The following is a 12,380-nucleotide window of genomic DNA, read 5'->3' on the forward strand; positions in this document are numbered from 1 at the left end:
AATATGAAAACATAAGGGGCTGATAAGGCCCCTTACTGTATCGATTGAAATCCAGCAGTGACTTAGGCTGGTGGATTATAAAATGACGGTTTTATTGCCATAAACAAACACGTGATCATTAATCACTTTGTTGATAGCTTTGCTGAGCACATTTTTCTCCACATCACGTCCCGCTTGGGCCATGTCTTGCGCACTGAAGGTATGATCAACCGGAGTCACATCTTGTTTAATGATGGGTCCTTCATCAAGATCGTTGGTGACAAAGTGCGCGGTTGCACCAATGATTTTAACCCCACGCTCGTAAGCTTGTTGATAAGGTTTTGCGCCGATGAAAGCCGGTAAAAAACTATGGTGGATATTGATGATTTTATGATGAAATTTTTCGACAAAACCGGGCGTGAGTACCCGCATATATTTAGCTAACACAACAAAATCGACGTGATAAGGTTCAATCACTTCGAGAATTTTCTGTTCATGTTCTTGACGATTAAGTCCTTCATGAGAGACATAATGATAAGGAATATCAAATTTTTCAGTTAGGCCTTGTAGAGTATCGTAATTGCCGACCACAGCCGCGATGTCTACTTCTAAGCTACCATCGTAAGTCTTCATTAAAATATCGCCAAGACAATGTGCTTCTTTAGTCACCATAATAATGATTCGTTTACGAGCGGAACCCATCAGTTTGCGTTTGGTACCAGACGGTAGAGCTTGATCAAGATCAGCGAGAAATGTGGTGTCATTAAAATACCCTTCTAACTCGGTGCGCATAAAAAAATGACCGCTGGTATTATCGACAAATTCATTGTTATGAATGATGTTAAGTTGATGTTTATAACAAATATTAGTGATTTTTGAGATCAATCCTGGGGCATCACTGCAATGCGTCAGGAGGGTTTTTTTTTCCATTGATAACTTCCGTGAGTATTTTTCTCGGTCTGTAAAATAAATCAAGGCTGCAAGAACGGTGATGCAGACCACACTGTAGCGACTATAATTAATCTATTATCAATAAGGATTCAACAACTATCACGGCTAGACACTAACGGCTTCCTCTTTCAGTCTTTTGCTGAGTACCATTTAAGGTGGTGTGTATGGACAAAGAACTACTTGCACGTAAATTATACGTAGAGCGTGTGCATGCTCTGATGGGTGAAAATCCAATTGATGAAGCGTTATTGGACGCGATGTGGGAAAGTAAAGCTTCCCCTGTGGATGCCGCAAAAGCCATGATGCCGACAGCCAGTAATGGTTACGACGCTCCTCCTTGGTTAGCCCGTTATCTCAATCGCAAATAAAACGTTTTTCTAGTGACACGATCAGCGCGAAGCGGATTTCGATTCGCGCTGTCGCAACAAACCTGCCATAATCGCTGCATTCCTCATCGTCATTATTGCTGTCATGATCGCTAAAACCTTTTCTCAACATGGGGCTTTGGGCAAAGCCATTCCTGGTTTTCAAGGGCGTCAAGCTCAAGTTGATATGGCGTTAGCTGTTGCTAAAGCGATCGAGAATCAATCACAATTAGTGGTTGAAGCGGGCACGGGAACCGGTAAAACCTTTGCGTATTTAGTTCCTGCGTTATTGAGTGGCAAAAAGGTCATCATCAGTACGGGCTCGAAAAACTTACAAGAGCAACTATTTCATCGAGATTTACCTTTAATGGTCGAGGCTTTGGGCTTTTATGGCCAAGTGGCGCTTCTGAAAGGGCGCGCTAACTACCTTTGCTTGGATAGGTTGAGCCGACAAATGGTTGAAAGCCATCACGCGCAAAGCGATCCAACGTTATTAACCCAATTAGTTAAAGTACGCAGTTGGTCATCATCGACCAAAAGCGGCGATCTCGGTGAGTGTGATGAGTTGGCGGAAGATAGCATGATCATCCCGACCATTACTTCGACCAACGATAACTGCTTAGGCAAAGAGTGTTTAAGTTATCAAGATTGCTTTGTCTCAAAAGCGCGGCGTAAAGCAATGGAAGCGGATATCGTGGTCGTTAACCACCATCTTTTCTTAGCGGATCTTGCCATCAAAGAGACCGGATTTGGTGAGCTTATCCCTGACGCCGAGGTGTTTATTTTTGACGAGGCGCACCAGTTACCTGATATTGCAAGCCAATATTTTGGTCAATCGGTTTCAAGCCGACAGATTCAAGATTTAGCCAAAGATATTGAAATTGGTTATCGCACCGAAGCGAAGGATATGCGCCAATTGCAAAAAGTTGGCGATAAACTCCAGCAAACGGCGATGGATTTGCGCGTATTATTAGGGGACTCTGGTTTTCGTGGCAACTGGCGAGAGGCGCTGTCGGTGGCTAGCATTGCTCAGCAAGTGGAGCGATTGCAAGAGAGTTTAACTTTTGCTATCGACGTGTTAAAGCTTGCCCTTGGTCGAAGTCAGTTGCTTGATACCGCTTTTGAGCGCGCGAATACCTTAAAAGCACGTATTGTTCGGGTCTGTGATGTTTCTATTACTGGATACTCCTATTGGTTTGATACCACGCCGCGGCATTTTAGTTTACACATTACGCCATTATCGATCGCTGATAAGTTTCAAGAGCAAATTAATCTTAAATCCGGTGCGTGGATTTTTACTTCGGCAACGTTAGCCGTAAATGAAGATTTTGCACACTTCACCCATCGTTTAGGGCTAAAACCCAGTGAGCAATTTTCCTTACCTAGTCCTTTTGATTATCAGCAGCAAGCGAAACTGTGCGTGCCGCGTTACTTGCCAGAACCCAATAGCGCAGGGTTAGCGGATACGTTGGTCGAAATGCTCGCCCCGGTGATTGAACAAAACCAAGGACGCTGCTTTTTTTTGTGTACCTCCCATACTATGATGCGCGAGTTGGGTGAGCGATTTCGTGAGCATTTGAGCCTTCCGGTACTGTTACAAGGGGAAACCAGTAAACAGAAAACCCTCGCACAATTTATGGAACTTGGTAATGCGCTTTTAGTCGCAACAGGAGCTTTTTGGGAGGGGATTGATGTTAGAGGCGATACCCTAAGCTGTGTTATTATTGATAAACTACCGTTTACTTCCCCGGATGATCCGCTGTTAAAAGCGCGTATCGAGGATTGTCGTTTGCGCGGTGGCGATCCTTTTGCTCAGGTCCAATTACCTGATGCTGTCATTACTCTTAAACAGGGAGTAGGACGACTCATTCGAGATCAGAAAGACAAAGGCGTATTGATTATCTGTGATAATCGTTTAGTTACCCGTGATTATGGCGGCGTATTTTTAGCCAGTTTGCCTCCGATACCACGAACACGTGATTTGGCGGTGGTAAAAGACTTTCTGCTATCTCTTTCTGTAACAGACACTAATTAGAGACATTCATGAGTGCAACCATTCTTGCTTTAGATACCGCAACCGAGGCGTGCTCGGTTGCTTTGATGGTCGGAGATAAACTTTACTCACGCAGTGAAGTGGCACCTCGAGATCACACCAAAAAAATTCTGCCGATGGTCGATGAAGTACTTAAAGAAGCGGGCATCACATTGCACGAGTTAGATGCACTGGCGTTTGGTCGTGGCCCAGGGAGTTTCACCGGAGTGCGGATTGGCATCGGAATTGCACAAGGCTTAGCTTTTGGTGCTGATTTGCCGATGATTGGTATTTCGACCTTAGCTGCGATGGCTCAGGCTGCGTATCGAGAGCAGGGAGCCACTCACGTTGCTTGTGCGATTGATGCGCGAATGAGTGAGGTCTATTGGGGGCGTTTTGTCCGCCAAGCTGACGGCAGTTGGTCTGAGCTTGACGCTGAGTGTGTCATTGCTCCGTCCCTATTATTAGAACACATGGCTGCTCGATCTGAGGATGAACATTGCTGGACGATGGCAGGAACCGGTTGGCAAGCTTATGCCGAAACCCTCGCGACTTTGCCATTGCGTACAGCACAAAGCGAGGTGTTGTATCCTCAAGCGCAAGATATGGTGGTATTGGCACAACAGGCATGGAAAAAAGGTCAGCATGTGCCTGTAGAGCAAGCCACACCGTGTTATTTAAGGGATACGGTGGCATGGAAAAAGCTACCAGGAAGAGAATAACCACTATTCTTTATTAGAATAACGTCAATTCGATGACTCAAGGAGAAGACGCGTTGCTTCTCCTGCCCGTGAAGGTAGATAAGGAGCATTATGGTCGCAATTAATGGTTCAATCAATGGCTTGCCGCCAGGACGAATTACCAATACTCAACGGGCGTCAAAAGCGAAGAAAAACCAAGTCTCTCATTCTTCATCTTCGGGGGCTTCAACCAGCAAAGTCGCCGAGGCGGTTGCTCATTCAATACGCCAGATAGATTCTGCTGATCTTCACCGCGCGCAACTGCATTATGATTTACCCGAAGGACGAGCGCGTAAGGCAATGGAAGAATATTTAGATATTATGAATCATGCTAAGAAAGAGGAACTTACACAAATGCTCGGTGTCGATCTGTATATCTAATTAAGGGGCTTTCTATGTTATCCAACCGTTGGTTATTCTTACCTGCTTGTACTTTACTTAGCTTATTGACGGCGTGTTCGTCACTCCCCCCTACGCTAGCGACTGATAACGATGCGCTGATCACCGATTATCATCAGTGGCTGGCTCAACCCAGCGATACCGTTAATGAGGTACGTTTAGGCGGTGTTATCGCTCAGGTAACAAATTTGGTCGATAGAACTCGTATTGAAGTGGTCAATTTACCGATAGATAAGGCTGGTAAGCCTCTATTAACGGATGAGCCTCAAGGTCGTTTTATTGGCTATATTGATGGTTTTGTCGACCCGATTGCTTATGGTCAAGGTCGACTAGTGACTTTTATTGGCACCACAGCTCAACCAGAAACGGGCACCGTAGGTGAGTTTGAGTATACGTTTCCAGTGATGAAGGTACGAGGCTCTCATTTATGGCGAGTGGAAGAGCGCGTCGTTATTGATGACATTACGCCTTATGTCTTCCCATGTCGGAGTTTCTATTGCCGTCACGTTGAGGACTTTCCGCGTAGTGGCCGAGTGATCCAAGAAGTGAAGTGATGCTCCGCAGCGAAACTTTTACTATTGCTCATGGTGAAATTGCTGGGTTAACGGTAGGTGACGTACGGCAATCTGACTACAGTGTGCTTTTTTTACATGGCTGGTTAGACAATGCCGCCAGCTTTATTCGTGTTATTTCATTTCTCCAGCAGCTTGCTCCTGAAGGGCATTTTTGTGCCATTGATTTGCCTGGGCATGGTTTGTCAAGCCATAAACCTGCGGCGAATTATTACTCCTTTCATGATTATATCGATGATGTTTATCAAGTGTTGCACAATCTTTCGCCAAACAGACTGGTGCTAGTAGGGCATTCGCTTGGTGCTTTAATCGCAAGTTGCTATAGTGCCGCCTTTCCTGAACAAGTCGCAGGATTAGTGCAAATTGAAGGTTTTTTACCCTTAGCGGAAGATCCGGTGGATAGTGTCCAACGATTACGTCAAGGGGTGTTGAGTCGGCAACGAGTGAGGCGCAAGCCCACCCGCTATTACTATAGCGTCGAGGAAGCGATTGAGCATCGTGCTCGGGTGAATCAACTGCCTGCTGAATTGATTGAACCAGTGGTGAGACGAGGTCTTCATCACGTGGGCACTCAGTGGCAGTGGCGTCATGATAATAAGTTATTGTGCGATTCATTGTATCGGCAAACTCCGCAACACGCTCAAGCGGTGATGAACAATATTATCTGTCCACATCATGTTATTTTAGGAGATCAAGGATTTGCTTCATTGCAAACGGATCTGACTCATTATATTGGGCAGAATGGTCAATCATCGATCATTGCTGGTGGACATCATTGTCATCTTCAACAACCTTTACAGGTCGCAGAACTAATTCTTGGCTTAGTTAACAAAATTTAAACAAGTGTTTGAGTCTTTCGTGCTCAAGCGCTCTGGCTGTGCTGTAATAGTGATCATTTTTATAACAAAGATAATCTTGATTATGCCAGCCTATTACGAGGAGTATTACTGTGGATAAACCTTGGCTCTCACGTTATCCCACTGACGTACCAGAAACGATTAATCCCGATCAATATTTATCATTGGTCGAAATGTTCGAACAATCTGTCCATAAATACGCTGACCAACCCGCATTCATGAATATGGGGTCGGTAATGACTTTTCGTAAGTTGGAAGAGCGCAGTCGAGCATTTGCCGCTTATTTACAAAATGAGCTAAAGCTTAAAAAGGGCGATAGAGTAGCGCTGATGATGCCAAATCTATTGCAATATCCCGTGGCTTTATTTGGCGTATTACGAGCGGGGATGATCGCGGTTAATGTCAACCCGTTATATACCCCGCGTGAATTAGAGCATCAATTAAATGATGCCGATGCTCGTGCGATCGTGATTGTCTCCAATTTTGCGAATACGCTAGAGCAAATAGTCGCGAACACTCAAGTTAAGCATGTCATCTTGACCAGTCTTGGGCAAATGTTACCTCGCGCCAAAGGGACCTTGGTTGATTTTGTGGTCAAGTATGTCAAAGGTATGGTTCCTAAATATGATTTACCGGGAGCCATATCAATGCGTAAAGCGCTGCATAAGGGCCGTCGTTTACAATACGTTAAGCCTTTTATGTCCGGTGAAGACATTGCGTTTCTACAGTATACCGGTGGGACAACGGGGGTAGCGAAAGGCGCGATTTTGACTCATCGCAACATGGTCGCTAACGTATTGCAAGCCAAGGGCGCATATGGTCCGGTTTTACGTGAAGGACGTGAGTTAGTGGTAACGGCATTGCCGCTTTATCACGTGTTTGCACTCACGGTAAACTGTCTACTGTTTATCGAAATGGGAGGGCGTAATCTACTGATCACCAACCCACGTGATATCCCCGGCTTTATCAAAGAGCTACAAAAATACCCATTCACGGCGATTACTGGTGTCAACACGCTGTTTAATGCGTTGGTCAATAATGAAGATTTTCATGAACTGGATTTTAGTCATCTCCAATTGTCGGTTGGCGGTGGTATGGCCGTACAACGCGCAGTGGCTGAAAAATGGAAAAAGATCACCGGTATCCATTTACTCGAAGGTTATGGTTTAACGGAATGTTCACCTTTGGTCACTGGTAACCCTTATGACTTGTCCGATTACTCTGGCGCGATTGGTTTACCCGTGCCTTCGACTGAAGTTCGTATGGTTGATGATGAAGGGAACGTCGTTGCCAATGATCAAACCGGCGAACTTCAAGTGCGTGGCCCACAGGTGATGCATGGCTATTGGCAGCGACCTGAAGCCACCAAAGAAGTGATTAATGAAGATGGCTGGTTGTCGACAGGGGATATTGTGCGCTTTGATGAAGAGGGCATGATCTACATCGTTGACCGTAAAAAAGACATGATTCTTGTGTCTGGATTTAACGTCTATCCGAATGAAATAGAAGATGTTGTTGCACTGCATGGCAAAGTGCTAGAAGTGGCGGCGATTGGTCAAGCCCATGAAGTGTCTGGTGAAGTCGTTAAAATTTATGTGGTTAAACGCGACCCAAGTTTAACGAAAGAAGAAATTATTACTCACTGTCGTAAGCACTTGACGGGTTATAAAATTCCTAAACTGATTGAGTTCAGAGAAGAGCTGCCTAAGACTAACGTCGGTAAGATTTTACGTCGCGTACTACGCGAAGAAAACGATGCGCAATTGGCAGAAAAGTCGAAATGTGCTTAAGTGCGCAATAGCGTTTTAATGTTACAATGCCGACCATTCTCGTCGGCATTTTTTTATCTTAGCGCCCCCAAATCAACACAGGTAGAGTGAGCCATTTGTGAATTATACAATCATTAATCAACAGCATGAATTACAGCGAGTGTGTGCACTTGCCCGTCAAGCAGACGTTGTCATGCTCGACACTGAATTCGTCCGTACTCGGACTTTCTTTCCGCAATTAGGCTTAATCCAATTATTTGATGGGGAGACGCTGTCGCTGATCGATCCGTTGGCGATGGAGGATATGACGCCATTTATTGAGCTGCTGCAAGATGTTTCCGTTTTAAAAGTGTTGCATGCCTGCGGAGAAGATCTGGAAGTGTTCCACAACAGTTTGGGTTGTGTGCCATTTCCGATGGTGGATACTCAATTGATGGCGGCCTTTATTGGTTATGGCTTATCAACCGGCTTTGCTGCTTTGGCGAATGATTTACTCAATGTTGAGCTAGATAAAAGCGAGTCTCGCACCGATTGGCTTGCTCGGCCTTTGTCTGAAAAACAACTAGAGTATGCCGCCGCGGATGTTTTTTATTTACTGCCGATGTATGAACAGCTACTCGATAAAGTCACGCAAGCTGGCTGGTGGGATGCGGTTTTACAAGAGTCACAACTGCAAGTTGAAAAACGAACTCGAGTTTTTGATGCACAATTCGCTTACCTTGAGATCAAAGGTGCTTGGCAATTAAAGCCTAAAGAGTTAGCCATTTTAAAACCGCTTGCCACTTGGCGTTATCAACAGGCGGTTAAACGTGATTTAGCTTTGAATTTTGTGATCCGTGAACATGATTTACTGACTATTGCCCGTTTAGCGCTGAGTTCGCCAAAGCGAATGGAAGAAGAGGGGATCGATCCACATGTGATTCGTCGTCACAGTGATGCGATAGCAACGATCGTTAAACAAGCTAAACAGACGCCTGTAGAGAATTACCCTGCGGCGATCGTGCCGTTAATGGATTACCCTGGCTATAAGCAGCTATTCAAAAAACTCAAAGATGAAGTCAAAGTGGTATCGCAAACCTCGGGTTTAGCCAGTGAGTTTTTGGCATCAAAAAAACAGTTAAATCAGTTAGTGAGCTGGGTTTGGAACCAGCAACGTGAACCGGATCACCTGCCAGACTTAATGCAAAATTGGCGTTTACCTTTACTCGGTGAGCGACTCAATAAGCTGATCGGATAACATTTATCGGCCACTAAGTGGCAGTCGACAGTAGTCATCCCAACCTTTGCTCTGTTGGGATGACCTGTCTATAAAGCTGCGTCAGTATTGGTGCGCTGGCTTACTTCTCTTCATCCGGGAGTTTTACGTTTAACTCCAAGACAGAAATGTCGTCATCTTTATGTTCAAAAGAGAGCTCAACCATGGATGGATCAATCGCAACGTATTTAGCAATCACTTTCAGAATGTCTTCTTTAAGTTGTGGTAAATAGGTTGGCGCAGGATCGCTTTGGCTGCGGCGCTCGGCAACAATAATTTGTAAGCGCTCTTTAGCCAAACTGGCCGAATTTTTTTTCTGTGGGCGGAAAAACTCAAGTAAAGACATACTAATTTAGCCTCCAAAAAGTCGTTTAAAGATGCCTTTTTTCGGCTCAGTAAGAAAACGAAACTCTACTTGCTGGCCAAGCAGTCTTTCGACGGTATCATCGTAGGCTTGGCCGGCATCTGATTGTTCATCAAAAATCACTGGGACGCCTTTGTTTGAGGCGTTCAATACGGCTTGGCTCTCAGGGATAACCCCCAGCAGCGGAATATGCAAAATTTCTTCAACGTCTTCAACACTGAGCATCTCGCCTTGGTTAACCCGTGTTGGATTATAACGAGTTAACAGTAAATGCTGTTTAACTGGCGGAAGGCCTTGTTCGGCACGTAGCGATTTTGAATCTAAAATACCGAGGATACGGTCTGAGTCACGCACAGAAGAGACTTCAGGGTTGGTGGTGACAATCGCTTCATCCGCATAATAGAGTGCCATTAGCGCCCCTTGCTCAATGCCCGCTGGAGAGTCACAAATAATAAATTCAAACTCCATCTCGTTCAGTTCATTGAGAATACGCTGTACCCCTTCTTTGGTCAGGGCATCTTTATCTCGCGTTTGTGAAGCCGGTAAAATAAATAAGTTTTCATTACGTTTATCTTTGATTAGCGCTTGATTCAGAGTCGCTTCCCCATTGAGGACGTTGACAAAGTCATACACTACCCGTCGTTCACAACCCATAATTAAGTCGAGATTACGTAACCCGATGTCAAAATCAATCACCGCGGTTTTTTTACCTTTCAACGCCAGCCCTGAGGCAATGGCTGCGCTGGAGGTGGTTTTACCCACTCCGCCTTTTCCTGACGTTACAACAATAATGCGTGCCATTTAATTAATTTCCTTTCGAATCTAAATTGTCAATTTTTCAAAATGCAGTGATTCATCGTTTAAGCTTAGCATCACTTTATTTTGCCAAAACTGACTGTCAATTTGATCGCTTAGCCAGTAGTTTCCTGCAATAGACACCAGCTCAGCTTGTAAATCATTACAAATTATTTTTGCTTCTCTTTGGCCACTCGCTCCAGCAATGGCTCGCCCACGTAACGTACCATGAATATGGATTGAACCATCGGCGATGACTTCTGCGCCCGGACTGACATGACTAAGAATCACTAAGTCGCCATCTTTGGCATAAACTTGCTGGCCAGAGCGCACTGGCGTATGAATCACTTTTGTAGGGGCCATCGCTGCCGGAGCGTTCGCTGGCGTATTGCTTGCTGTCATGACGGCAAAGCCAGCTTCGAATGCTTGACGTTGACAACGTTTATCTTTACAGCCAGTAATGCCAACCGGGACAAAACCCGCTTCACGAATGCCCTGTTTCAGAGCATGAAAATCCAGTTCACCGCCGACTTTATTAATATTAAGTACAATTGGTGCATTAGCAAAAAAAGCGGGGGCTTGATCGGCTTTTTGTTTGAGAAAATCGATCGCATTGGCAACATGATGATCTGCAAGGTGCAATACAGACAAAGTGAAGCTGCTGCCTTTTAGGTCAGGTGTATGAGACATGATAACGTTGACCTCAATAAACGTTGGTAACGCTGGTTATATACCCAAATCAGCTCACAACACTCGAAAAAGAGGAACATACTTATTTTGAGGTTACTTGGGTATAGAATAATTAGCGTTGTCGAAGACGATGGCTGTCATGTTATATTCAGCGCTCAGTGACAGCAAGTTATCTTGCGGTCAAATGCGTGATTTACTCGCAATTTTCACTGTGGTTATTCAAAATATATCCAAGTCATTTGGGTGTATACTCTCTCTGGCTGCACATAACGCAGATAACACAATACAAAAGGGTTGGCATGCTTTGTTCTATTTATAAAAGTTCGAAAAAAGAAGGAACTTATCTGTATCTTCCGAAAAGAGATGACTTTTCACAAGTTCCTGACACTTTGCTCGAGACCTTTGGTAAACCTATCTTTGTCATGTTAGTCAACTTGACCAATCGTCAGCTAGCTCGAGTGGATGTGGATAAGGTAAAAACAGCGTTGCAAGTAACGGGATTCTTTTTACAGCTTCCCCCGCCAACAGAAAATTTATTGGATATACATAAACAGCAGAAAGCACAAAGTAGACAAGCTACTGCTGATTAGGATCGCTTGAGGAGGGCATCTTGAGAAAATTACTGTCAGTTATTTTAGGGTTAACGCTATCGGCTCCTTTGCTGGCCAATACGGTGAGTTTTGAGCAATATCTTGAAGGGTTAAAGCAACAGGCGCGTCAAGAAGGCATTTCTGAGCAAATATTGGCAGAAGCGTTTGCTAATGTGGAGTATCGTCCTCGAGCGGTCACCGCAGATCGTAATCAACCGGAAAGACGCTTAACTTTAGATGAATACATCCCTCGTGCGGTACCGGACTGGAAAGTCAAACAAGCTCAAGCATTGTATGAAAAACACTATGATGAGCTACAGCGTATTGGTAAGCAGTATGGTGTTCAGCCGCGTTTTATCGTTGCGCTTTGGGGCGTGGAAAGTAACTTCGGTAGCTTTACTGGCAACTTTCCAGTTATCGATGCTTTATCAACGATGGCTTATGATGGTCGGCGTGAAGAGTTTTTCCGTAAGGAAACCATGGCTGCGTTACAAATTTTGCAACAAGGGCATATTACGGTTGATGAAATGAAAGGCTCATGGGCAGGGGCGATGGGACAATGTCAGTTTATGCCTAGCTCCTTTTTAGCGTTTGCCGCAGACGGTGATGGTGACGGTAAAAAAGATATTTGGGGCACCAAGGCGGATGTTTTCGCGTCAACGGCTAATTATCTAAGTAAATCCGGTTGGGATGATCGTTATACTTGGGGGCGTCAGGTAAAAATTCCGGCTAATTTTGATAAAGCTTTGGAAGGCCGTCAGGCTGAAAAAGGCAAGTTACTACGCGAGTGGAGTGAGCTTGGTATCACTCGTTATGATGGTCAACCGCTACCACAGTTGAAAGAGGACATCAAAGCTTGGCTTATTATGCCAGATGATGAAAGTGGGCGGATTTACTTGGTTTATAACAATTATAATGTGCTGATGAAATGGAACCGCTCGCACTACTTTGCGGTAGCGGTCAGTCATTTAGCCGATAGAATCAAATTTTAACCATGAGTGACCAAAGTGGTTAGTTTCTTC

Annotated in this window: 14 protein-coding genes; 10 read left to right on the plus strand and 4 right to left on the minus strand. The window is 44.7% G+C overall.

Annotated features, from left to right (window positions below):
* Window positions 1-75 precede the first annotated feature (75 nt).
* Window positions 76-909, minus strand: a complete 834-nt coding sequence (purU, locus tag FKQ60_RS06210; RefSeq protein ID WP_170906194.1) for a formyltetrahydrofolate deformylase — start codon at window positions 907-909, stop codon at window positions 76-78.
* Between the two features lie 185 nt (window positions 910-1,094).
* On the opposite strand from purU, the gene FKQ60_RS06215 reads away from it, so the two are divergent.
* The 8 genes from FKQ60_RS06215 (at window position 1,095) to rnd (ending at window position 8,901) form a co-directional block, all read left to right on the plus strand.
* Window positions 1,095-1,298 carry a hypothetical protein gene (locus FKQ60_RS06215; protein WP_004394863.1) on the plus strand — a complete coding sequence of 68 codons (204 nt, stop codon included), beginning with the start codon at window positions 1,095-1,097 and terminating at the stop codon, window positions 1,296-1,298.
* A 103-nt stretch (window positions 1,299-1,401) separates the two neighbouring features.
* On the plus strand, window positions 1,402-3,330 hold the full coding sequence (locus tag FKQ60_RS06220) for an ATP-dependent DNA helicase (protein ID WP_170906195.1): 1,929 nt from the start codon (window positions 1,402-1,404) through the stop codon (window positions 3,328-3,330).
* A gap of 8 nt (window positions 3,331-3,338) precedes the next feature.
* Window positions 3,339-4,049 carry a tRNA (adenosine(37)-N6)-threonylcarbamoyltransferase complex dimerization subunit type 1 TsaB gene (gene tsaB / locus FKQ60_RS06225; RefSeq protein ID WP_170904337.1) on the plus strand — a complete coding sequence of 237 codons (711 nt, stop codon included), beginning with the start codon at window positions 3,339-3,341 and terminating at the stop codon, window positions 4,047-4,049.
* A gap of 90 nt (window positions 4,050-4,139) precedes the next feature.
* A complete protein-coding gene (locus FKQ60_RS06230) occupies window positions 4,140-4,448 on the plus strand; it encodes a chromosome partitioning protein ParA (protein ID WP_170904338.1) in 309 nt (102 codons plus the stop codon).
* Between the two features lie 14 nt (window positions 4,449-4,462).
* Entirely contained in the window at window positions 4,463-5,020 is a 558-nt protein-coding gene (locus FKQ60_RS06235; RefSeq protein WP_158144845.1) for a Slp family lipoprotein, read from the plus strand.
* Complete coding sequence (locus FKQ60_RS06240; RefSeq protein WP_170904339.1) at window positions 5,020-5,877, plus strand: alpha/beta hydrolase; 858 nt, start codon at window positions 5,020-5,022, stop codon at window positions 5,875-5,877. The genes FKQ60_RS06235 and FKQ60_RS06240 overlap by 1 nt, the downstream gene beginning before the upstream one ends.
* Window positions 5,878-5,987: 110 nt before the next feature.
* Window positions 5,988-7,685, plus strand: coding sequence for a long-chain-fatty-acid--CoA ligase FadD (gene fadD, locus FKQ60_RS06245; protein ID WP_154170578.1), 1,698 nt, complete (start codon window positions 5,988-5,990; stop codon window positions 7,683-7,685).
* Window positions 7,686-7,782: 97 nt separating this feature from the next.
* Window positions 7,783-8,901, plus strand: coding sequence for a ribonuclease D (rnd, locus tag FKQ60_RS06250; protein ID WP_154170580.1), 1,119 nt, complete (start codon window positions 7,783-7,785; stop codon window positions 8,899-8,901).
* A gap of 100 nt (window positions 8,902-9,001) precedes the next feature.
* Here rnd and minE read toward each other — a convergent pair whose 3' ends face one another.
* From minE to minC, 3 genes are read right to left on the minus strand one after another with little or no spacing between them, the layout of a single operon-like run.
* Entirely contained in the window at window positions 9,002-9,265 is a 264-nt protein-coding gene (gene minE / locus FKQ60_RS06255; RefSeq protein WP_004394871.1) for a cell division topological specificity factor MinE, read from the minus strand.
* A gap of 6 nt (window positions 9,266-9,271) precedes the next feature.
* Complete coding sequence (gene minD / locus FKQ60_RS06260) at window positions 9,272-10,084, minus strand: septum site-determining protein MinD (protein ID WP_004394872.1); 813 nt, start codon at window positions 10,082-10,084, stop codon at window positions 9,272-9,274.
* A 21-nt stretch (window positions 10,085-10,105) separates the two neighbouring features.
* Window positions 10,106-10,768: a septum site-determining protein MinC gene (minC, locus tag FKQ60_RS06265; protein WP_154170582.1), complete on the minus strand. Its 663-nt coding sequence runs from the start codon at window positions 10,766-10,768 to the stop codon at window positions 10,106-10,108.
* A gap of 299 nt (window positions 10,769-11,067) precedes the next feature.
* Here minC and FKQ60_RS06270 point away from each other — a divergent pair, with 299 nt between their 5' ends.
* Window positions 11,068-11,358 carry a YcgL domain-containing protein gene (locus FKQ60_RS06270; protein ID WP_040904181.1) on the plus strand — a complete coding sequence of 97 codons (291 nt, stop codon included), beginning with the start codon at window positions 11,068-11,070 and terminating at the stop codon, window positions 11,356-11,358.
* A gap of 20 nt (window positions 11,359-11,378) precedes the next feature.
* On the plus strand, window positions 11,379-12,350 hold the full coding sequence (locus FKQ60_RS06275; protein WP_040904182.1) for a lytic murein transglycosylase: 972 nt from the start codon (window positions 11,379-11,381) through the stop codon (window positions 12,348-12,350).
* The last annotated feature ends 30 nt before the right edge of the window (window positions 12,351-12,380 follow it).

It is taken from the genome of Vibrio sp. A11 (assembly GCF_013048705.1).
GTDB classification, from domain to species: Bacteria; Pseudomonadota; Gammaproteobacteria; order Enterobacterales; family Vibrionaceae; genus Vibrio; species Vibrio metschnikovii.